Raw genomic sequence first — 21553 nt, forward strand, 5'->3', positions numbered from 1 at the left:
GGGCGCTCTCGATGAATGCGCCATAGGCCGCTCTGACGCAATCCGCAATGGTTGATCGGCGTGTCTTTTTCCGAACCCGTCCAGGTAAGTCCGATTTAGCGCATAGAGTGCCGATATCGTGTGATGTCCTCACCGGAGGAAGACGGAAATGATCCTCGTTGAACGCAGTGCGCACGTGGCGGCGCCGATTGAAGTGGTCTGGGATGTCGTACAGCGGGCCGAGCAGTTGCCGGCCTGGCTGGCGGGGGTCCGCGCGGCCGAAGTGCTCTCGGGTGAGGGCTTCGGGCGGCGACAACTGGTCCAGGCGGGGCGCGGCTCGGCGCATGAGGCCGAGGTGATCGCCTATCAGGAGCCGACGCTGATCGGCTGGCGGGAACGGGCCAAGGGCGCCGGTGCTCGTGCGGAAGCGCGCACCGAGATCTACGTCCAGCTCACCTCCGATGAGGAGGAAGGCGGCACGATCGTGCGGCTCATCGTGGTCCGTTGGCCGGCCGGCCCGGTCAAGGCAGCCCTGCTGCGCCTCGGACTGCGTCGGGTCGGCGCCGACCTGGAGGACTCGCTGGCCCGGCTCACCGACCTGGCCGCCGTCGGCTGACGAGCGCCCATCCTCCCGGCGTCACCCGCCCCGGCGGTGGTCCGGATCCCCGCCAGGGACCCCGGACCACCGCCCCTCCCGCCTCGGTGGGGTGGGGGTTACAGCCAGAAGGGCCCGGCGCGTTGGCGCCGGGCCCTTCTGGGGTTGTGCACTTGTCAGCTGTCGCCGCCGGTTTCGCCGACCGGGGCGGCGTTGACGTCGTCGATCGCGTACTTCTTGGCCGCCTCGGCCGGCACGGTGGCCGCCACCGCGCCGCTGCGGGCGAGCTGCCGCAGCGTGGCCACCACGATCGACTCCGCGTCGACGTGGAAGTGCCGGCGCAGCGCGTGCCGAGTGTCCGACATGCCGAAGCCGTCGGTGCCGAGCGACGTGTAGTCGCCAGGCACCCAACGGGCGATCAGATCCGGCACCGCACGCATCCAGTCGCTGACCGCGACCTTCGGCCCGTCCGCATCAGCCAGCTTCTGCTGGATGTACGGAACCTTCGCCTCGGTGCCAGGGTTGAGGAGGTTGAACTCCTCGGCCTCGACAGCGTCGCGGCGCAGCTCGGTCCAGGAGGTCACCGACCAGACGTCGGCGGCCACCCCCCAGTCCTGGGCGAGCAACTGCTGGGCCTTGAGCGCCCACTGCATCCCGGTGCCCGACGCGAGCACGTTGGCCTTCGGACCGTCGACCTGCGGTGCCGGGGAGTAGCGGTAGATGCCCTTGAGCAGGCCCTCCACGTCCACACCGGCCGGCTCAGCCGGCTGCAGGATCGGCTCGTTGTAGACCGTCAGGTAGTAGAAGACGTTCTCCTGCGCGTCCCCGTACATCCGGTGCAGGCCGTGCTCCATGATGTGCGCGATCTCGAACGAGAACGCCGGGTCGTACGCGACCACCGCCGGGTTGGTGGCGGCGATCAGCATCGAGTGGCCGTCCTCGTGCTGCAGGCCCTCACCGTTGAGCGTCGTACGCCCAGCGGTGGCGCCGAGCAGGAAGCCTCGGGCCATCTGGTCGGCGGCTGCCCACAGCCCGTCGGCGGTCCGCTGGAACCCGAACATCGAGTAGAAGATGTACATCGGGATCATCGGCTCGTCGTGGGTGGCGTACGCCGAGCCAGCCGCGGTGAACGAGGCGACCGAGCCGGCCTCGTTGATCCCCTCGTGCAGGATCTGCCCGGTGGTCGACTCCTTGTACGACAGGAACAGCTCCCGGTCGACCGAGGTGTAGCGCTGGCCGTGCGGCGAGTAGATCTTCGCGGTGGGGAAGATCGAGTCGAGGCCGAAGGTGCGAGCCTCGTCCGGGATGATCGGCACCCAGCGCTTGCCGAACTCCTTGTCCTTCATGATGTCCTTGAGCAGGCGGACGAAGGCCATCGTGGTGGCCACCTTCTGCTTGCCCGAGCCGCGCTTGACGTCGGCGAACCGCTCCGGACCGGGGATGGCCAGCCGCTTGGTGCTGGTCCGCCGGGACGGCAGGTACCCGCCGAGCTGCTCGCGCCGCTCCTTGAGGTACGCCATCTCCTCGGACTTCTCGCCCGGGTGGTAATACGGCGGCAGGTAGGGGTTGTCCTCCAGCGCCGAGTCCGGGATGTCCAGGTAGAGCCGGTCGCGGAAGGTCTTCAAGTCCTCCAGCGTCAGCTTCTTCATCTGGTGGGTCGCGTTGCGGCCCTCGAAGTGCGAGCCGAGCGTCCAGCCCTTGATCGTCTTCGCCAGGATGACTGTGGGCTGACCGGTGTGCTCGGTAGCCGCCTTGTAGGCCGCGTAGAGCTTGCGGTAGTCGTGCCCACCCCGCTTGAGGTTCCAGATCTCGTCGTCGCTCAGCGGGTCGACCATCTTGCGGGTCCGCGCGTCGCGGCCGAAGAAGTGCTCCCGCACGTACGCGCCCGACTCCGCCTTGTAGGTCTGGTAGTCGCCGTCGGTCGTGGTGTTCATGAGGTTGACCAGCGCGCCGTCGGTGTCCGCGGCGAGCAGCGGGTCCCACTCGCGACCCCAGACCACCTTGATGACGTTCCAGCCGGCACCCCGGAAGAACGACTCCAGCTCCTGCATGACCTTGCCGTTGCCCCGGACCGGGCCGTCCAGCCGCTGCAGGTTGCAGTTGATCACGAAGGTGAGGTTGTCGAGCTCCTCGCGGGCGGCCACACCGATGGCACCGAGCGTCTCCGGCTCGTCCATCTCACCGTCGCCCAGGAACGCCCAGACGTGCTGCTGCGAGGTGTCCTTGATGCCCCGGTGCTGCAGGTACCGGTTGAATCGGGCCTGGTAGATGGCGTTCAGACCGCCGAGACCCATCGAGACGGTGGGGAACTCCCAGAAGTCCGGCATCAGCCGCGGGTGCGGGTACGAAGGCAGCCCGCCACCGGGGTGCGACAGCTCCTGGCGGAACCCGTCGAGCTGGTGCTCGCTGAGCCGCCCCTCCAGGAACGCCCGCGCGTACATGCCGGGCGAGGCGTGGCCCTGGTAGAAGATGTGGTCGCCGCCGCCCGGGTGGTTCTTGCCCCGGAAGAAGTGGTTGAAGCCCACCTCGTAGAGCGACGCCGAGCTGGCGAAGGTGGAGATGTGCCCGCCGACGCCGATCTCCGGGCGCTGTGCCCGGTGCACCAGCATGGCGGCGTTCCACCGGACGTACGCCCGGATCCGTCGCTCGACGTGCTCGTCACCCGGGAACCACGGCTCGCGCTCCGACGGGATGGTGTTGATGTAGTCGGTGGTGGTCAGGGGCGGAACCCCGACCTGGCGCTCGCGGGCCCGCTCCAGCAGGCGCAGCATGACGTACCGGGCACGTTTGGCACCGCGATCGTCGATGACACCATCAAGCGACTCGACCCATTCGCTTGTCTCTTCAGGGTCGATGTCCGGAAGCTGGCTCGGTAGGCCGTCGCTGATCACCGGGCGCTTGCGTTCCGTAGCCACAGGCGTTCCCTCGGTTGTGTGTGGGATAGGTCTCTAGCGCCATCCTGCCCCCTGGTGCCACCCGCCGTCACGCCTAGGTGCCCCCGACGCGATGCTGAACACAGGTACTCGTCGGTAACTTAGGGCTACGGTCGCCCTTTCCCCATGTTCAAACCCGTCGGGGGCGACTCGGGCGGCTGAGACTGGCGACTCCGTTGGTGGCGGCGGCTCCTGACCGCGCCCTGCGGCAGAATGCGACGTATGCGCAGTGACGTGATCACCGTCCAGACCGGGGCCCGGCCGACCGTCCGGGACATCACCGCGGAGGCCGAGCAGTTCGTCGCAGGCGAGGGGGATGGCCTGCTGCACGTCTTCGTGCCGCACGCCACCGCCGGACTGGCGATCATCGAGACCGGGGCGGGCTCCGACGACGACCTGCTCAGCGCGCTGGACGATCTGCTCCCCACCGCGGACCGTTGGCGGCACCGACACGGCTCGCCCGGCCATGGCCGCGACCATGTGTTGCCGGCGTTCGTCCCGCCGTACGCCACGGTGCCGGTGCTCGGTGGGCGGCTGGCGCTCGGCACCTGGCAGTCGATCTGCCTGGTGGACACCAACGGTGACAACCCGACCCGCCAGGTCCGTTTCTCCTTCCTCCCCGGCTGACCGCCGTCCCGTCTCAAGATCCGCGCAACTTCACCGAAACTGCTGCCTCAACGCCTTCCGACGCAGCGCTTTCCCTGATCTTGCGCGGATCTTGACGCGTCAGCGCGGCCAGGCTGGGTGTGCGGGCGGCCTCCGTCTGGCCGAGCCGCGACCGGTTCTGCCTGTCCGGTCGGTGTGCCCGATCCTGTTCGCTGAATTGGACGAACGGCGCACTGCGTACGCTGTGGCCGTGACGCAGGAGGCGGACCCTCGCGACAGGTGGACCGGTGGATCGAGCTGATCTCGCCGCCGATGTGGTGCGCCGGATGGCGCACATGACCGCCGCTCTGCGACACCGGCAGGGCTCCGCGTTCGCTGAGCTGGGGCTCACCCCGGCTGCGGCCCGTGCGTTACACGAGTTGGACCCGGACCACCCGCTGCCGGCCCGCGATCTTGCCGAGCGGTTGGGCTGCGAACGGTCGAACGTGACGGTGCTTGTCGACAAGCTGGAGCAGGCCGGGCTGGTCGAGCGGCGCACCGACCCGGCGGACCGTCGGCAGAAGACACTTGTGGTGACCGGGGAGGGCCGCGGCGTCCGGAATCGGGTGACCGGAGTGATGTCTGACTCCCGACTCCTCTCCGGGCTGACCGACCGGGAGCTGAGCACCCTTCGTGACCTGGTCTGGAAGATGTCCGACGGTGGCTGTCCGGAGCCCTGTGTGCCGGAGTGAGTCGACCCGCGCGGGCCGTGTCCCTCTGGGCGACCAGGGCTCCCGTCGGTAATGCTGTCCCACGTGACCACCCCGCAAGATCTCGACGACCGGTTCCGGGAGACGCTGGCGGCGCTACCCGCCGCGGAGCGGCGGCGTGACCCAGCCGACCCGGTCACCGACGATGCCCCACTGACCGGCGCACAGGTGCTGGACCTGTTCGACGCGCAGGTGACCAGCCGGCAGCTCGACCTTGCCGGCCGCTGGCTGCGCAGCTTCGGGGAGGGTTTCTACACCATCAGCTCGGCCGGGCACGAGGGCAATGCCGCTGTCGCCGCCGCGCTGCGCCCCACCGATCCGGCGCTGCTGCACTACCGATCCGGCGCCTTCTACTGCCACCGCGCCGCGCAGGCAGCCGCCGACCCAGAGGCACCCGCCGACGCGGAGCGGTCCGTCGACGCGGAGCGGTCCGTCGTCCCGGAGCGGTCCGTCAACCCCGAGCGGTCCGGCGTCCCCGAGCCGTCCGCCGACCCGGAAGGGTCCGTCGACGCAGAGCGGTCCGCCGACCCGGGACGGTCCGGGTCCGAGCCGACTGCCGGCGGGTTCGCGGCGTACGCGGACGCGGCCCGGGACGTGCTGCGCGGGATGGCCGCCTCCAGTCAGGATCCGATCGCCGGCGGCCGGCACAAGGTGTTCGGCCGAGCCGACCTGGCCATCGTGCCGACCACCTCCACCATCGCCTCGCACCTGCCCCGCGCGGTCGGGATGGGACTGGCCGTGGAGCGGCTGCGCCGGCTGGACAGCGCTGGGCGGCGTACCGGGGTCGGGGTCCGGGTCGGCAGCGGGGCGGGCGCCGCGCACGCCCCGTGGCCACCGGACGCGATCGTGGTGTGCTCCTTCGGCGATGCCTCGGTCAACCACGCCAGTGCCACCGCCGCCTTCAATACCGCCGGCTGGTACGACCACGCCGGGCTGCGCATCCCGGTGCTCTTCGTCTGCGAGGACAACGGGCTGGGCATCAGCGTCCGCTCACCGGAGGGCTGGGTCGAGGCGGCCCTGCGGGCCAAGCCGGGCATCCGCTACTTCAGCGCGGACGGAGCTGACCCGGTACAGACGTACGAGGTGGCGGCCGAGGCTGCGGCCTGGGTGCGCCGGACCCGGCGACCGGCTGTGCTGCACCTGCGCACGGTACGGCTGATGGGACACGCCGGGGCGGACGCGGAGTCGGCGTACCGCAGCCCGGCTGAGCTGGCCGAGGACCTGGACCGGGACCCGGTTGCCGCCACCGCACGGCTGCTCGTCGACGCCGGCGTGGCGACGGGCGAGGAACTGCTGGCCCGGTACGACGAAACTGGCTGGCAGGTACGCCGGCTGGCCGAGGAGGTGCTGGGCGAGCCGAAGCTGGTCTCCGCGGCCGACGTGGTGTCGGCGCTGGCGCCCCGCCGCCCGGTGCGGCTGGCGCGGGCGGTGGCGGACGCCGCGGCGCGGGCCAGCGGGCCGGGCGCGGGTGCCCGGGCTGAGGCGTTCGGCGGCAAGCCACCGGAGCTGGCCGGCCCGATGACCCTGGCGCAGAGCATCAACGCGGCGCTCGCCGACGGGATGCTCGACCATCCGCAGATGGCGGTCTTCGGGGAGGACGTGGCAGCCAAGGGTGGCGTGTACGGGGTGACGAAGGGGCTGCGCGACCGTTTCGGGGCGGCCCGGGTCTTCGACACGCTGCTCGACGAGACGTCGGTTCTCGGGCTGGGCCTCGGTGCCGGGTTGGCCGGGATGCTGCCCGTGCCGGAGATCCAGTACCTGGCGTACCTGCACAACGCTGAGGACCAGCTGCGCGGCGAGGCGGCCACCATGCAGTTCTTCTCGCAGGGGGCGTTCCGCAATCCGATGGTGGTGCGGGTGGCTGGGCTGGCGTACCAGGAGGGGTTCGGAGGGCATTTCCACAACGACAACTCGGTGGCCGTACTCCGGGATGTGCCCGGTCTGGTGATCGCGGTGCCGGCGCGGCCGGACGATGCCGCGCCCATGCTGCGGACCTGCCTGGCCAGCGCGGCGGTGGACGGCAGTGTGTGCGTGTTCCTGGAGCCGATCGCGCTCTACCACACCCGCGACCTGTACGCCGAGGGCGACGGGGAGTGGCTGTCCGGCTATCCGGAGCCCGGCGGGTGGGTGGCCGGGCACGTGCCGATCGGCCGGGCTCGGGTCTACCGGGTCGGCTCAGCCGACGACCTGACAATCATCACCTTCGGTAACGGGGTGCGGATGTCGCTGCGGGCTGCGGCGGTCCTCGCCGAGGAGGGGGTGGGCACCCGGGTGGTGGACCTGCGTTGGCTGGCCCCGCTGCCGGTGGCCGACATCATCCGGGAGTCCTCGGCGACCGGCCGGGTGCTGGTGGTGGATGAGACGCGCCGCTCTGGCGGGGTCGGCGAGGGGGTGATCGCCGCGCTGGTCGACGCCGGATATGTCGGTGCCGCACGGCGAGTGGCGGGAGTTGACTCGTTTGTACCATTAGGTCCGGCAGCACGTCAGGTTCTGGTCTCCGCGGAAGCCATTACCGACGGTGCCCGTACGCTGCTGGCACGGTAAATTCCGATCCACCCGGTGCGCCACTTGCGCGCGGACGCACAACTGTGTGGACTTTGCCTGACGGCGTCGGCACCGACGCCGCGAGCAGGGACGAGATGAGGAGGCACGCGACAGTGAGCGCGACCGCTGGTCAGGCCGCCGACGGGGTACGCAGCCTGGCGGACCGGTTCGGGATCGAACCGGGGATGGTCGTCATGGAGATGGGGTACGACGACGACGTCGACCAGGATCTCCGAGACGCCCTGACCGACCGCTGTGGAGAGCTGGTCGACGAGGACACCGACGAGGTCGTCGATGCGGTGCTGGTTTGGTACCGCGACGGCGACGGTGACCTTTTCGAGCTTCTCGTCGACGCCCTCGGCCCGCTGGCCGACAACGGGGTCGTGTGGCTCCTCACCCCGAAGGCGGGGCGTGACGGGCATGTCGAGCCGAGTGAGGTCGCGGAGTCCGCGCCCACTGCCGGCCTTCAGCAGACCTCGACCGTCAACGCCGGCCGGGACTGGAGCGGCGCCCGTCTGGTGCTGCGCCGAGGGGCCAAGGCCAAGAAGTAACCCGTGCAGCTTCGCTCACCCGGCGGTCTGCACCGCCGGGTGGCAGGCTTGTGCCGTTTGCCTGACTCGACCGGAGGAGACTTCGCATGCCCATCGAGGTTGGTGCCGATGCACCGGACTTCGTGCTGAAGGACCAGAACAACCAGGAGGTCCGGCTCTCGGACTTCCGGGGCAAGCGCACCGTGCTGCTGGTCTTCTACCCGCTCGCCTTCACCGGCACCTGCCAGGGCGAGCTGTGCCAGGTGCGGGACAACCTCGACGAGTACGTGAACGACGACGTCCAGGTGCTGACGGTCAGCGTCGACTCGGTCTACAGCCACAAGATCTGGGCTGACCGTGAGGGCTACCAGTTCCCCATGCTGGCCGACTTCTGGCCACACGGTGCCGTCGCCCAGGCGTACGGGGTCTTCAACGACGTCGCCGGCTTCGCCAACCGGGGCACCTTCGTCATCGACAAGACCGGCGTGGTCCGCTTCGCCGAGATGAACGGCCCGGGCGAGGCCCGCGACCAGCAGGGCTGGCGCAAGGCCATCGCCGAAGCGACCAGCTGACCGGGGTACGCCGTGCGTCCGGGCCGGCGGCGGGCAAGGTAAGCTTGCCAGCCACCGGCCCGCCGCACGGGCGATCCGGGCGCGTAGCTCAGTGGGAGAGCACCCGCCTTACAAGCGGGGGGTCGCAGGTTCGAAACCTGCCGCGCCCACCCTTCACCTCAGCATTAGTCGCTTGAGAGAGCTCAGGCCCTCGGGCGGAGCACCCGGAGCAGCGTGGTGCGCAGCGCGTTGGCGGCCTCGGTCTGCGTCATCCGGCCTGCGTCGACCTCCTCGCCGGCTGAGTGGCCGATCTTGATGGTGATCGCGGCGAGCCAGTGGGCGGGGAGTCCATTGTCGAACTCGCCGCTCGCCTGCCCGCGCTGGATCACTCGGTTGATCCGATCGGCGATCGGGGCGTGGCGTTCCTCGTCGACGTGCGGGCTCACTGGGAGTGACGCGATCTGCTGGATCAGGACCGGATAGCGCCCTGCGGTCTGGGCACCGGCTTCGAGGACGCGGATCAGCGCGTCCGCGGCCGATCCGTTGTCCGGCTCGGCGGCGTCCATCGCGGCGACGGCCTCGTCGCTGATCCGTTGGACGACGGCCGCCATCAGGTGCTCGCGGGACGGGAAGTGGGCGTAGACGGTCTGCCGGGTGACCCCGGCGGCGCTGGCGATGGCGTCGAGGCTGGCGTCGGGCTGCGCGTCGAGCAGTCGGACTGCCGCGTCGAGGATCGCGCTGTTGTTGCGGCGAGCGTCGGCGCGGCGGCTGCGATCCGCTGAACCACTCATCTCTTACACCTTGCCAAAGTTTCTCGAAGGTCGATATATTACAAGCTGTAAAGTTTCATTCGGATCACGACCTGGCGGTGGTTGATATGGGCGCTTTCGACGGCACCGACCCGAAGGAGTTCATCGCCAACTTCTTCACCTCCTTCATGAGCGATCTGGTCCACGGCGACGAGGATCCGGCTGCGGTCGTCGACCGCTACCACACGCCCGACATTGTGCAGGTCGCCGACGGCCACCTAATGGACCGCACCAAGCTCATCGCGCACACCCGCCCGGCTCGGAAGCACCAGACCGGTGCCCGGTGGGAGGTGCACGAGGCGATCGCACACGGAGACCAGATCGCCGCCCGCTACAGCCTGCACTTCCAGACCCGCAAGCGGGAGGGCAGCGTCGACGTGTACTTCTTCGGGCAGTTCGCCGCCGACGGGCGGATGCGCCGGGCGCACATGCTCACTCGTGCCGTCCCCGCCAAGACCAGCGATGCCACCCCGACCGAGGCCAGCTCGGAGCCCGGGGCTGGCCCAGATCCCCGCCGCTGACAACCGCCACGGCTGGAGCGGCCCGGGTCGGCCCGGGTTGGCCCGCTAGCCTCGATCACCATGACTAACGCGGACGAGCACGGTCACCCCGAACCGCCGATCGCGGGCGACGAAACCGCCACCCTGCTGGGCTCCCTGGACCGCCAGCGCGCGACTCTCGCGTGGAAGACCGGTGGGCTCGACGCCGATGGTCTGCGGGCGACGCTCGGCCCGTCGTCGATCACCCTGGGCGGGCTGCTCAAGCACCTCGCGTTCGTCGAGGACTTCTACTTCTCGCTGAAGCTGTCCGGGCGTTCGCCCGGACAGCCGTGGGAGACGGTCGACTGGAACGCGAACCCCGGTTGGGAGTGGCGCTCCGCCGCCGAGGACACCCCGGAGGAGCTCTACACGCTCTGGCGGGAGGCGGTCGCCCGCTCCCGCGCCACCGTGGCCGAGTTGCTGGCCGACGCCGGGCCGGAGCAACTGGCCCGGGGTGAGTGGCCCGACGGTCGCGTGCCGAGCCTGCGCCGGGTCCTGGTCGACCTGATCGAGGAGTACGCCCGGCACGTCGGCCACGCCGACCTGATCCGGGAATCGGTGGACGGGCTCACCGGCGAGGACCCGCCCCGCTGATCCGGGTACGGCTTGGGCTCAGGTGAGCGTGCGACAGAGCCGATCCAGTTCGCGTTGAGTGCCGATGGCCGGCCGGTGCTCGGGGTGCTCGACGTAATGCCGAACGGTGTTCGCGAGAAACACCGGGTCCACGTGCAGCCGTCTGGCCGGTGGTGGATTCGCGACGGGCGGGCTACCCGGATGTAGGCGGTCCCAGCGTAGGGCGGTCCGCCGGACGAGGCCCTGCGTGGTGATGCCATCGGGGTCCAGCGCCAAGAGCGGCCGATTCAGCAGCAGGGTGGTCGCAATACCGCCCAGGACGACGGCCGCGACAGCGATGGCCAGCGCCACAGTGCCCGTTGTCTGGACCAGTCGCACGCGATCCTCGCCTACGACCCGTTCGGTCTGCACGAAGGCCGCCGCGAGCCAGCCGAGAGTTATCGACCACTGGCCGATCCATGTCGGGTTTGCTGGTGCGACGAATCGGCGCTTCTTCGTGTCCACCTGCCAGATCATCGGTCGCCGCCAAGTGCTCCTGGTCAACAGGGCATAGACGGCCAACGGCACCAGTAGCGTGCCGGACAGGACGGCCACCCACGCCACGAAGGCGGCATCACTCGGGTCGATCCGCCAGGTCAGCGGCCTGAACCACAACTCGGCGCAGGCCCGCAAGGCGAACGCGGTCACGGCGAAGGGCCAGACCAGCAGGCGCGCCGCACGAAGGGGCATGACGGCACCGTAGGCCGACCGCGCAACCCGTGCCTGCCGGCCGCCCGCACGACGCAAGCGTCATGATGGGCGGGTGCAGGATACCGTCGCCGTCGCGCTCATCACCTCACTGTCCACATTGACCGCTGCCGCCCTGACCGGGTTGGTCGGCGCGCTCAGCACCCGCCGGCAGTTGGCCCACCAACTCACCGCTGCCCGTCAGGACAGCGTCGAGCGGCGGGCGACGCGTCGGGACGAGCTGCGGCGGGACGCGTACGTCGGGTTCCTGAGCGCCTGCGACCAGGCGTACCGGCAGTTGGACCGGCGGTGGCTCGAAACCGGCGGGGGTGTGCGGGTGCCCGGCTACGACGAGGCGTACGCGGCGATGCGCGCCGTCGACGAGGCGTACAACCTGGTGTTGCTGGAAGGCCCGGAGGTGGTCGCGTCGGCGGCCCGGTCGGTGCTGACCAGCCTCACCACCGAGTACGCCGACCAGCGCCGCTTCGGCGACGAGCCGGGAGATGCGGCGGTGCCGCTGCGCGACCGGCACCGGGAACGCTGGCTCGCGGCGATCGAGGTACGGACCAGCCGCCGGATCTCGTTCGTCGACGCGGTGCGCCCGGTGTTGGACCGCGACGCCTGACGCCGACGAGCAGACAGCTGGGTGAGTCGCACGCAGGTCATCGGGCTGCGCTGGCCGGCCTGCCCCGCCGATCGTCGAGCCACCGTGTGATCCGCCTCCGACCGCTGTACGCCACGACTCCGCAGACGACCAGCGCGGTGACCAGGCAGCTCCAGCGCCAGAACCGGCCGCCCACGCCGCCGGGTGGTTCTGCGCCCCGGACGTGTCCGCTGCGGATCACCTGGTCGGCGACGTCGACGGCGAGCACCTGCTCCGGCGCGGTCAGCACGGTGCGTGGCGCGGTGGCACCGGGGGCCAGCGCCAGCACCCGTACACGGCTGATGCCCGGGTCCTCTGTGGGTAGATCCGACTGCTCCTCAAGCGGTGGTTCGGGGGCGTGGGGGTCGGGCTCGGAGGCCGCCACCAGCGCCGATCCGTCCGGTGTCCAGCCGAGCAGCCGGATCGCGACGGCCCCGGACACGGCGGGCAGACGCAGCGACCCGGCGTCCTGCCCGGTGGCCGGGTCGACCTGACGCAGGGTCCACTCGGAGGTGTCCGGGTGGTGGGTGGCCAGCGTCAGCGCCGCGCCGTCGGGATGCCACGCGCCTTTGCCTGCCAGCCAGGCCTCGTCGGGCAGGGTGAACGAGGACTGCTCCCGGCCGTTCAGGTCGGTCACCGCGACCGTGCGGCCGTACTGGTAGGCGAGCCGGCCCGGAGCGGCGGCGACGGTCGAGCCGAAGTGCGTCTCCTGGGCGCCGGCGGCCAGCCTGGTCCAGCGCTCGGCGTCGAGGGAGACCGCGTTCAGCACCGACGTGTACGTGGCCCCGTCGAAGGCGACCGGAACCTCGTCGCGAACGATCAGCGACGCGCCGTCCGAGGACCAGCCGATCGGTGTGCTCGCCGTGGTGCGGTCGACTGTGGACCTCAGGTGTCGGGTCCGACCGGCGACCAGGTCGACGACGTCGACACCGGGGTCGTCCTGATCGTCGGCCGGCCGGGCGAGGTACCGGCCGCTCGGGGAGAGGAGGACAGATCCGCCCGCCGACGCGCCCATTCCCGTCCGCAGAATCCGGTAGCGATCGGAGTTCGCGCCGACCACTCCCACGACACTCGCGTCGTTCCAACCGCGCAGGCGCGACGCGGAGCCGCTGAAGATGACCGACGCAGGACCCAGCCGCGGGCGGTCGGTGACGTGCAGCGTCCCGATCGGGGGTAGGCCGACCCGGTCGGGCAGCGCGGCGTCCGCGGCGGCGGCCGGCCCGGGTGCGGGGGTACGTGCCAACGGCAGCGTCACACTGGCCACCACGAGCAGCAGAACTGCCCCGGTGGCGGCGGCTAGTCGACGCCGCCGGTCGCGGCGGGCGGTGGCGAGGGCTCGGTCGTACACCGGGTACGTCGGGACGCCCTCGGCGGTGGACCGGAGCGCTTCGCGGAGTCGGTCGGTCATCGGGTGCTCCTCTCCGCGGTGGCATCGACCAACTCCGGAGCGACGGCTCGTAGCCGGCGCAGACCGTCGTGGCCGTGTCGTTTCACTGTGCCGAGGGAGCAGCCCAGCACCTCGGCGACCTGTGCCTCGGTCAGGTCCTCGTAGTAGCGCAGCACGATCACTGCCCGCTGACGGGGAGTGAGCTGGCGTAGCGCCGCGTTCAGCGTCAACCGCAACGTGGTGGCCTCGCTGTGGTCCCTGTCGGCCCGTTCGGTGGGCTCGGCCTCCAGCCGCTCAGCGAGTCGACGTCGCCGCCACCAGGAGATTTGCTGGTGGTGCATGACCCGCCGCACGTACGCCTCGGGGTTGCCGTCGCGAACGCGCCTCCAGTGCCGGTAGGTCCGGGCCAGGGCGGTCTGCACCAGATCCTCGGCGAGCTGGTGGTCACCGGTGAGTAGGTAGGCGGTCCGGCAGAGAGCCGCCGAACGGTGCACCACGAATTCGTGGAACGACTCGACCATGCCCACCCCCTCGTCCAGGAGAACGCCTCCCGCCCAGGAGATGGTTGAGGCCGGGCGGCGCCGATTGTTGTGGCGACGCCGCCCGGGTTCCTCAGCTGGTGAAGCCGCCATCCACATTGATCACCGCGCCGGTCACGTAGCTGGCCTCGGGGCTGGCCAGGTGCGCGACGGTGGCCGCGATGTCGGAGGGGCGAGCGTAGCGGCCGACGGCGGTGAATCCGCTGATGGCCGCCGCGTTCGGCCCGTCCGCCGGGTTGGCGTCCGTGTCCGTCGGCCCGGGGTTGACCAGGTTGACGGTGATGTCCCGTGGGCCCAGCTCGCGGGCCAGGCCCCGGGTCAGCCCGACCAGGGCGGTCTTGCTCATCGAGTAGAGCGTCAGCCCGGGAAAGACCGCCCGTTCACCGACGTTGCTGCCGATGCTGATGATCCGTCCGCCGTCGCCCAGGTGTCGCAGCGCCGCCTGCACGGCGACGTACGGTGCCCGGATGTTCACCGCGATCGTCTGTTCCACGTCTGCCGAGCCGAGTTCGTCCATGGCGCCGACCAGGAAGACGGCCGCGTTGTTCACCAGGATGTCCAGCCGACCCAGGTCGGCGGCCGCCCGGTCGACCGCACCGCGTACGGCGGTCGGGTCGACGCCGTCGGCCTGGATGGCGAGCGCGCGTCGGCCCATGGCTTCGATCTGCTTCACCACGGCCGTCGCCCGCTCCGCGTCCTGCCGGTAGGTGAGTGCCACGTCGGCCCCGTCCTGCGCCAGGCGCAGCGCGATGCCGGCCCCGATACCCCGGGAGCCCCCGGTCACCAGGGCGACCTTGTCGTTGAGTGTGGTCGTCATGCCAATGATCATGTGGCCGCCCCGACCTCCCCGTCTGGCGGCAATCGGACCCGTCGCTCCCACTCCCAGGTCCGATACCCGCCGCCCCGCCGCCCCGCCGCCCGCCGCCCGCCACCCGCCACCCGCCGCCCGCCGCCCCGCCGCCCTCAAGATCCGCGCAACTTCAGAGATCCTGCTGCCTCAACGGCCGCCGAGACAGCAACATCACCGAGGTTGCGCGGATCTTGAGGGTGGGGGAGGGTCCCGGCGGCGCGGGGCCGTGCACACACGCCGGATGATTCCGCTCATCGAGGCGGAACCCGCCCAACCGAGCGCGACCCGGACCGGTCCCCGCGCAGGGTTGTTCACCTGCCCAGCGGGAAACCGGCGCGGACCGCACCTGGGGAGGAGCGACGGATGACGCACGGTGTCGGACTGACGATCGGTGTGCTGGGCTCGTACGGTGGGCGAAACCTCGGCGACGAGGCGATCCTCACCGGCCTGCTCACCGATCTTCGCACGCAGGAACCGAACGCCCGGATCATCGTCTTCTCCCGCAACCCGGAGCACACCAGAGCCGCCCACCCGGACGTCGAAGCGGTGCCCTGGGAGGGCGTCAGCCGTACCGACTCCGCCCTGGTCCTGGCCCAGCTCGACCTGCTCATCCTGGGTGGCGGCGGCATCCTCTACGACCGGGAGGCCCGCCGTTACCTGCGGGTGGTCCGGGTCGCCCAGGAACGCGGCCTGCCCCTGATCACGTACGCGGTGGGGGTCGGGCCGCTCAGCGACGCGGTGGACACCGGCATGGTCCGGGAGACTCTCTCCAGCGCGACCCAGGTGACGGTTCGTGACCAGGAGTCCCGGATGGTGCTGGAGGAGGCCGGTCTGCTCAACCCGATCACGGTCACCGCGGACCCGGCGTTCCTCTTGCAGCCGGAGGACTTCCCGGCCCACCTGCTGGCCGAGGAGGGTGTGCCGGTCGGTAAGCGGCTTGTCGGGATAAGCGTGCGGGAGCCGGGACGGGCCGCCGAACGGCTCGACGTGGACGGTTACCACCGGCTGCTGGCCCAGATCGGTGACTTCCTGGTGCACCGGATCGACGCGTACGTGCTGTTCGTGCCGATGGAACGCGACGACATCCGGCACGCCCACGGGGTGCTCTCACACATGGTCGCCGCCGATCACGGTCGGATCCTGCACGGCACCTACACCCCGCAGCAGGTGCTCGGGCTGATGCGCCACTTCGACCTGGCCGTCGGCATGCGCCTGCACTTCCTGATCTTCGCGGCGATGGTCGGCACACCGTTCCTGCCCCTGCCGTACGCCGGCAAGGTCTTCGACCTGGCCCAGCGGCTCGGCGTGCCGGCCCTGCGCGGCGTGGAGCGGGAGGTCGAGGGGCCGCTACTGGCCGAGGTCGACCGGCTGTGGGACGAGCGGGAGGAACGCGCCGAGGCCACCGCCCGGCGGGTGGCGGAGGTGTGCGAGCAGGCGCGGGGCACCTCGGAGGTCACCCGCGGTGTGTTGGAAGGCCTGCGCAGCCAGACCCTCACCCGGGTCTGAGCGGGCGTTCACACCGCCGGGCCGGTCCACCGGTAGTGCCACTCGCGGGCCTCTTCGCGGGCGGTCTCCAACTCGTAGATCTGCGCCTCGGCCAGCCCACCCGGGCCGAGGTGATGGTGGGTCAGCGGTGGACGGCCGTTGCTGTCCAGTTCGACGGTGATGGTCTGCCCGTCCGCCGTGCCGCCGACGAGGAGGATCTGCACGGATGAAGCCATGCGCCCATCCTGCCCGTCGGGCCGCTCGCCCGCAGCGGTTAGCGGGGCAGCGGGAGACCCGGCCTGTGGCTAGGGTCGGCGGATGGAGCAGACGATCGATCCGACGCTTGGGCCGGTGCTCGCCCGCACCGGCGACGAGCGCGCCGTGCTGGAGTCGTTCCTCGACTTCCACCGAGCCGTGCTGCTACGCAAGCTGCGCGGTCTCTCCGACGCTGACGCCGGCCGCCGGCTGGTGCCCTCGGCGACCACGCTCGCCGGGCTGGTCAAGCACCTGACCCTGGTCGAGCGATACTGGTTCCCGACCCTGCTGACCCCCGGGCCCGGCGACGTCTACCTGACCTCGGAGGAGGACGCGGTGGCAAGCTTCACGCTTGGCGAGCAGGACAGCGTCGCCGCGCTCACCGAGGCGTACGAGCGGGCCTGTGCGCGGTCCCGGGCAGCCGCCGCGAGCTTCGACCTCGACCACGTGGTGCCGCACCCGCAGCTCGGCGAGGTGTCGCTGCGCTGGATCCTGGTGCACATGATCGAGGAGACGGCCCGGCACGCAGGTCACGCCGACATCCTGCGGGAGCTGACCGACGGCGAGTCCGGCGCGCTCTGAGCCGCCAGACGCCTGCGTGCCGTCACCCGGGAAGAGCTCCGCGCCGGTCCGTGTCCCGGGTGACCACCCACCCCGCCAACGGCGGTCCAAGGCAGTGGTGACTGTCCTGATCAATTGATGAAAAATAGGTGTCAGGACCACCTCTGACCTACTTTTCATCAACTGATCACAGCAAGCATCGATGGTGGGCCCCACAGCGCCGACACCTACCGAAGGATCGCGCCGAGCGCCGAGCCCACGGGCGGGGGCGTGTCGGTAGCGGGCGCGGATGCTCTCCCAACGTGGGCCGCCTATCCTGGGCGCGGGCGACGACGAGGGGGAGCAGGTGCTGGTCATCCACGGGCTGTGGCTGCCCGGCGACAGCTCGACCGCCGGCCTTGCCGTCTGGGCCGAGGACAGCGCCGCCCCGCCCCCGCCGGCCCGTCCCGGTCGACCGCCCCGGGAACGCTCGCACCCCTTCGCCGCCGGGCACGCCGACCTGGCCGTTGTCCTCGCCGACGCCGCCGAGCCGGCCCGTCCGGACACCGTGCTGCTCACCCTGCCCACCCGGGCGGGAGCGCCGACCGACTCACCCGAGCTGATCCGGACCGCCGTCGCACCCCCGGCCCGCGGCCGGCTCACCCTGGCCGGGTGGCGGGTGCCCGTGCTGGTGTACGCCCCGGACGACGCGCTGTCGCTCCTTCGCGCCCTGGACGACCTCCCGGCGGTGCCCGGGGCCACCCTGCGTCACCTCGCCGAGTTGGCCGACTTCGCCGCCGACCTGGTGACCCGCGGTCGGGTGCTCCCCGGCGTCACCACGACTGCGGCTCCCCAGATACCCGGTGCTGGCGTGCATGCGCTGTCGGGCGCTGATGAGCCGGTGCCCGCGGGCGCTGGTGAGTCGGTGCCCGCGGGCGCTGCCGCGACGGTGCTGGTGGGTGTTGGTGAGTCGGTGCCGGCGCGGGCGGTCTGGCGTCCGCTGCTGACCGGCACCGACGCAGGCTGGGCGCGGTCGCTTGCGCTGGCCCTGCCACCGGCCGCCCGAGCCGCCACCGCCATCGCGCCGGCCGCCGCTGCTGTGCAGCCCACCCCGACGACCGTCCCGGCGATGACCACCTCAGCGACCACCGCCTCAGCGACCACCGTCCCAGCGATGACCACCTCAGCGCCTGCCGTCCCGGCGACCACCGCCTCAGCGACCACGGGGGCGGGCGGGGCCGAGTTGACGGCCGCCGCGCTGGTCGCGGATGCGCTCGACGCGCTGACCGACGCCGCCGCGCGGGCTGCCCTCGCGATCACCACGCTGGCCCGGGGGCTGCGCCCGGGTGGCCCGGCACCGGCCTGGTTGGCCGCGCTCGCCGGACCCCGGCGTGACTTCACTCTCGACCCGGCCGCGCTGGCCACTCTCCAGGCCGAGCTGGACGTCTGGCAGCGCGACGCCGCCGGTGGCGCGGTGCGGGCAAGCTTCCGCCTGGTGGAACCGGCCCCCGACGAGGTCACCGAACCGATCCTGGCCACCCGCCCGGTGCCGGCCGACAACACGCCGGCGGTCGACAGCACGCCGGGGGCCACCCGCCCGGTGCCGGCCGACAGCACGCCAGCGGCCGACACGGTGCCGGTCGAGTCGGTCGGTGGCGGGCGTTGGCGGCTTGAATTCGGGCTGCAGGCGGCTGACGAGCCCGGTCTGCACGTCGACGCCGGGCAGGTCTGGCGGGCACCGCAGACGCTGTCCGGCCTGGCTGGCCGTACGACCAGCCCGCAGGAGACGCTGCTCGCCGAGTTGGGCCGGGCCAGTAGGCTCTGGCCGGACCTGGACGCCGCGCTGCGTACCGCCGCCCCCGAGGCGATGGAACTGGACGTCGAGGGAGCACACCGATTCCTCAGCGAGGGTGCCCCGGTGCTGCACGCGGCCGGCTTCGGGGTGCTGCTGCCCTCCTGGTGGCAGCGTCCGTCGGCGCGGCTCGGCGCCCGGTTGCGTGCCCGCAGCCGCACCGCGCCGGGCACGGTGGGTGGCGTCGACTCCGGTGTTGGTCTGGACGCCCTGGTCGACTACCGCTGGGAGATTGCGCTCGGCGACCAGCCGCTGTCCGCCGAGGAGTTGGCGACGCTGGCCGAGATGAAGACCCCACTGGTACGGCTTCGCGGCCGCTGGGTCGAGCTGGACCCGGGGCGGCTAGCTGCCGGTCTGCGCCTGCTCCGTTCCGCAGGCGAGCTGACCGTTGTCGACCTACTCCGCCTCGGGCTGGCCGACGGCGAGGCCACCGGGGCGCTGCCGGTGCTGGAGGTGACCGCCGACGGGGCGCTGGGCGACCTGCTCGCCGGGGCGGTCGAGCGACGGCTCACCCCGCTGGACCCGCCGCCGGGTTTTGCGGGGACGCTGCGGCCGTACCAGCAGCGCGGGTTGGCCTGGCTTGCGTTCCTGCGCTCGCTCGGCCTGGGTGGCGTTCTCGCCGACGACATGGGGCTGGGCAAGACCGTGCAGCTGCTCGCGTTGCTCGCCGGGGACCCGCCGGAGGCGGGGCCGACCCTGCTGGTCTGTCCGATGTCGCTTGTCGGAAACTGGCAGCGGGAGGCAGCGCGGTTCACCCCGAGGCTGCGTGTGCACGTACACCATGGTGCGGAGCGGGCGCGGGGGGCGGAGTTCACCGCGGCCGCGCACGGCGCGGACCTGGTGCTCACCACCTACTCGGTGGCCGCCCGTGATGCCGCCGACCTGGCCGGCATCGACTGGCACCGGGTGGTGGTGGACGAGGCACAGGCAATCAAGAACGCGTCGACCCGGCAGGCCGAGGCGGTCCGCGCGTTGCCTGCCCGGCAGCGGGTGGCGGTGACTGGTACGCCGGTGGAGAACCGGCTCGCCGACCTTTGGTCGATCATGCAGTTCGCCAACCCGGGACTGCTCGGGCCGGCTGCGACGTTCCGCAAACGGTTCGCCGAGCCGATCGAACGACACGGCGATGTCGAGGCCGCCGAGCGGCTACGCCGGATCACCGGCCCTTTCGTGTTGCGCCGACTGAAGACCGACTCGTCGATCATCTCGGATCTGCCGGAGAAGCTCGAAATGGAGGTGCTCTGCAACCTCACCGCCGAGCAGGCCGCCCTGTACCGGGTGGTGGTCGACGACATGCTCGCCCGGATCGAGACCAGCGACGGCATCGAACGACGTGGTCTGGTGCTGGCCACCATGACCCGGCTCAAGCAGGTCTGCAACCACCCGGCCCAGCTGCTGCGTGACGGCTCGCCGCTGGAGGGCCGGTCCGGCAAGCTGGCCCGCCTGACCGAGATCCTGGAGGAGGTGCTGGCGGCGGGGGAGCGGGCTCTGCTGTTCACGCAGTACGCCGAGTTCGGTGCGATGCTGCGCGGTCACCTGTCGGCGCGGTTCGGCCGGGAGGTGCTGTTCCTGCACGGCGGCCTCGGCAAGGCCGAGCGGGACGCCATGGTGCAGCGCTTCCAGTCGGGGGAGGGTCCGCCGCTGTTCGTCCTCTCCCTCAAGGCCGGTGGCACCGGGCTCACCTTGACCGCGGCGAATCACGTGGTGCACGTGGACCGGTGGTGGAACCCGGCGGTGGAGGACCAGGCCACCGACCGGGCGTTTCGGATCGGGCAACGGCGACGGGTGCAGGTCCGCAAGTTCGTCTGCGCCGGCACGGTGGAGGAGAAGGTGGCCGCGATGATCGCCGAAAAGCGCAGCCTGGCCGAGCGGGTGGTCGGCACCGGCGAGCAGTGGATCACCGAGTTGTCCACCGGCCAGTTGCGTGACCTGTTCGCCCTGGAGGCCGGCGCGGTGGTCGAATGACCGACTTCGCCGACTACGGGCGTCCCCGCCGGGTGGACGGGGGGCTGCGGGCGCGCAGCGCCCGGGGCGCGATCGGCAGGTCCTGGTGGTCCCGGCGTTTCCTGGAGGTGTTGGAGTCGTTCGCGCTCGGCACCCGGCTCACCCGGGGCCGGTCGTACGCGCGGGCCGGTCAGGTGCTCACGCTCGACGTCGCACCGGGACGGGTCAGTGCGGTGGTGCAGGGGTCCCGGCCGCAGCCGTACCGGGTGTCCATCGCGCTGAAGCCGTTCCCGGCCGCGCTCTGGTCCCGCATCGAGGCGGAGCTGGCCGGGCAGGCGTTCTTCAGCGCCCGCCTGCTCGCCGGGGACCTCCCCGACGAGTTGGAGGAGCTGTTCGTCGCCGCCGGCGCGCCGCTCTTTCCGGCCGGGGTGGACGAGCTGACCCAGCGGTGTAACTGCCCCGACTTCGCGGTGCCGTGCAAGCACCTGGCGGCGACGTTCTACCTGCTGGCCGAGGCGTTCGACGCGGACCCGTTCGAGCTGCTGCACTGGCGCGGCCGATCCCGCGCGGAGCTGCTCGATGAGCTCCGCGCCCGGCGGGTCGAGGCCACCGGTGTCGCCCTGCCACCTGACCCGGTCGATCCTCCGTCCGATTCGGACGACGGAGGGTCGGCAGTGGACACCGTGTCGCCTATCGGCGCGGCTCGTGCGCTCGCCGGGCTGTCGGCGACCCCGCTGGCCGAGTCGGCGGACCGGTTCTGGATGCCGCCGGTGCCGTTGCCCGATCGGCCGCCCCGACTGGTGACCGGCCCCGACCTACTACTGCGCCAGCTCGGAGCGCCAGCGCCGGCCATCGGTGGGCCGGGACTGCTCGAACGGTTGCGCCGCGCGTACCGGGCGTTCGGCCCGGCCGACCGGTAGGCCG

The 21553-nt window shown here is 71.3% G+C and carries 18 protein-coding genes, 1 tRNA gene and 4 pseudogenes; 16 read left to right on the forward strand and 7 right to left on the reverse strand.

Annotated features, from left to right (window positions below):
- The first annotated feature begins 148 nt into the window (after positions 1–148).
- The gene (locus tag ACLQ28_RS22940; RefSeq protein WP_110565650.1) at positions 149–595 is read left to right on the forward strand and encodes an SRPBCC family protein; all 447 of its coding nucleotides are present in this window, start codon (positions 149–151) and stop codon (positions 593–595) included.
- 155 nt (positions 596–750) lie between these two features.
- Here the strand turns inward: ACLQ28_RS22940 and aceE are convergent, their stop codons facing one another.
- A complete protein-coding gene (gene aceE / locus ACLQ28_RS22945) occupies positions 751–3489 on the reverse strand; it encodes a pyruvate dehydrogenase (acetyl-transferring), homodimeric type (protein WP_425688329.1) in 2739 nt (912 codons plus the stop codon).
- A 240-nt stretch (positions 3490–3729) separates the two neighbouring features.
- Between aceE and ACLQ28_RS22950 the strand changes: the two genes are divergently transcribed.
- From ACLQ28_RS22950 to ACLQ28_RS22980, 7 genes and pseudogenes are all read left to right on the forward strand, one after another.
- Positions 3730–4134 (forward strand): YjbQ family protein, encoded by a 405-nt coding sequence (locus ACLQ28_RS22950; protein ID WP_425688330.1) that lies wholly within the window; start codon positions 3730–3732, stop codon positions 4132–4134.
- A gap of 305 nt (positions 4135–4439) precedes the next feature.
- Positions 4440–4844, forward strand: coding sequence for a MarR family winged helix-turn-helix transcriptional regulator (locus ACLQ28_RS22955; protein ID WP_425688408.1), 405 nt, complete (start codon positions 4440–4442; stop codon positions 4842–4844).
- A 51-nt stretch (positions 4845–4895) separates the two neighbouring features.
- Positions 4896–5241: pseudogene (locus tag ACLQ28_RS22960) on the forward strand (transketolase); the annotation flags it as partial.
- A gap of 194 nt (positions 5242–5435) precedes the next feature.
- Positions 5436–7406, forward strand: a pseudogene (locus ACLQ28_RS22965) (thiamine pyrophosphate-dependent enzyme); the annotation flags it as partial.
- A 113-nt stretch (positions 7407–7519) separates the two neighbouring features.
- The gene (locus tag ACLQ28_RS22970) at positions 7520–7957 is read left to right on the forward strand and encodes a DUF3052 domain-containing protein (protein WP_110565654.1); all 438 of its coding nucleotides are present in this window, start codon (positions 7520–7522) and stop codon (positions 7955–7957) included.
- Positions 7958–8043: 86 nt separating this feature from the next.
- Positions 8044–8508 carry a peroxiredoxin gene (locus ACLQ28_RS22975; RefSeq protein WP_425688331.1) on the forward strand — a complete coding sequence of 155 codons (465 nt, stop codon included), beginning with the start codon at positions 8044–8046 and terminating at the stop codon, positions 8506–8508.
- A gap of 77 nt (positions 8509–8585) precedes the next feature.
- Positions 8586–8657: transfer RNA gene (locus tag ACLQ28_RS22980), tRNA-Val, on the forward strand.
- Between the two features lie 33 nt (positions 8658–8690).
- Here ACLQ28_RS22980 and ACLQ28_RS22985 read toward each other — a convergent pair.
- Positions 8691–9278: a TetR/AcrR family transcriptional regulator gene (locus tag ACLQ28_RS22985; protein WP_425688332.1), complete on the reverse strand. Its 588-nt coding sequence runs from the start codon at positions 9276–9278 to the stop codon at positions 8691–8693.
- An 86-nt stretch (positions 9279–9364) separates the two neighbouring features.
- Here ACLQ28_RS22985 and ACLQ28_RS22990 point away from each other — a divergent pair, with 86 nt between their 5' ends.
- Both ACLQ28_RS22990 and ACLQ28_RS22995 read left to right on the forward strand, forming a co-directional pair.
- On the forward strand, positions 9365–9817 hold the full coding sequence (locus ACLQ28_RS22990; protein WP_425688333.1) for a nuclear transport factor 2 family protein: 453 nt from the start codon (positions 9365–9367) through the stop codon (positions 9815–9817).
- Between the two features lie 60 nt (positions 9818–9877).
- Entirely contained in the window at positions 9878–10429 is a 552-nt protein-coding gene (locus ACLQ28_RS22995; protein ID WP_425688334.1) for a DinB family protein, read from the forward strand.
- Between the two features lie 18 nt (positions 10430–10447).
- Here ACLQ28_RS22995 and ACLQ28_RS23000 read toward each other — a convergent pair whose 3' ends face one another.
- The gene (locus ACLQ28_RS23000; RefSeq protein ID WP_425688335.1) at positions 10448–11137 is read right to left on the reverse strand and encodes a hypothetical protein; all 690 of its coding nucleotides are present in this window, start codon (positions 11135–11137) and stop codon (positions 10448–10450) included.
- 73 nt (positions 11138–11210) lie between these two features.
- Here ACLQ28_RS23000 and ACLQ28_RS23005 point away from each other — a divergent pair, with 73 nt between their 5' ends.
- Positions 11211–11759: a hypothetical protein gene (locus tag ACLQ28_RS23005; RefSeq protein WP_425688336.1), complete on the forward strand. Its 549-nt coding sequence runs from the start codon at positions 11211–11213 to the stop codon at positions 11757–11759.
- Between the two features lie 37 nt (positions 11760–11796).
- Here ACLQ28_RS23005 and ACLQ28_RS23010 read toward each other — a convergent pair whose 3' ends face one another.
- From ACLQ28_RS23010 to ACLQ28_RS23020, 3 genes are all read right to left on the reverse strand, one after another.
- On the reverse strand, positions 11797–13185 hold the full coding sequence (locus ACLQ28_RS23010) for a hypothetical protein (protein ID WP_425688337.1): 1389 nt from the start codon (positions 13183–13185) through the stop codon (positions 11797–11799).
- The gene (locus ACLQ28_RS23015; protein WP_425688338.1) at positions 13182–13685 is read right to left on the reverse strand and encodes a SigE family RNA polymerase sigma factor; all 504 of its coding nucleotides are present in this window, start codon (positions 13683–13685) and stop codon (positions 13182–13184) included. Before ACLQ28_RS23015 ends, ACLQ28_RS23010 begins: the two co-directional genes overlap by 4 nt.
- A gap of 91 nt (positions 13686–13776) precedes the next feature.
- The gene (locus ACLQ28_RS23020; RefSeq protein ID WP_425688339.1) at positions 13777–14520 is read right to left on the reverse strand and encodes an SDR family NAD(P)-dependent oxidoreductase; all 744 of its coding nucleotides are present in this window, start codon (positions 14518–14520) and stop codon (positions 13777–13779) included.
- A gap of 396 nt (positions 14521–14916) precedes the next feature.
- On the opposite strand from ACLQ28_RS23020, the gene ACLQ28_RS23025 reads away from it, so the two are divergent.
- Positions 14917–16059 (forward strand): polysaccharide pyruvyl transferase family protein, encoded by a 1143-nt coding sequence (locus ACLQ28_RS23025; RefSeq protein ID WP_425688340.1) that lies wholly within the window; start codon positions 14917–14919, stop codon positions 16057–16059.
- An 8-nt stretch (positions 16060–16067) separates the two neighbouring features.
- Here ACLQ28_RS23025 and ACLQ28_RS23030 read toward each other — a convergent pair whose 3' ends face one another.
- Positions 16068–16274: a hypothetical protein gene (locus ACLQ28_RS23030; RefSeq protein ID WP_110565668.1), complete on the reverse strand. Its 207-nt coding sequence runs from the start codon at positions 16272–16274 to the stop codon at positions 16068–16070.
- Positions 16275–16356: 82 nt separating this feature from the next.
- Between ACLQ28_RS23030 and ACLQ28_RS23035 the strand changes: the two genes are divergently transcribed.
- The 4 genes and pseudogenes from ACLQ28_RS23035 (at position 16357) to ACLQ28_RS23050 (ending at position 21549) form a co-directional block, all read left to right on the forward strand.
- Complete coding sequence (locus ACLQ28_RS23035; protein WP_425688341.1) at positions 16357–16875, forward strand: DinB family protein; 519 nt, start codon at positions 16357–16359, stop codon at positions 16873–16875.
- 325 nt (positions 16876–17200) lie between these two features.
- Positions 17201–17671 (forward strand): annotated as a pseudogene (locus ACLQ28_RS23040) (ATP-dependent helicase); the annotation flags it as partial.
- Between the two features lie 585 nt (positions 17672–18256).
- A pseudogene (locus tag ACLQ28_RS23045) lies at positions 18257–20650 on the forward strand (DEAD/DEAH box helicase); the annotation flags it as partial.
- Positions 20647–21549, forward strand: a complete 903-nt coding sequence (locus ACLQ28_RS23050; RefSeq protein WP_425688342.1) for an SWIM zinc finger family protein — start codon at positions 20647–20649, stop codon at positions 21547–21549. The pseudogene ACLQ28_RS23045 and the gene ACLQ28_RS23050, both read left to right, overlap by 4 nt.
- Positions 21550–21553: the final 4 nt, after the last annotated feature.

It is taken from the genome of Micromonospora sp. DT201 (assembly GCF_049841575.1).
In the GTDB taxonomy this organism is placed as follows: Bacteria; Actinomycetota; Actinomycetes; order Mycobacteriales; family Micromonosporaceae; genus Micromonospora.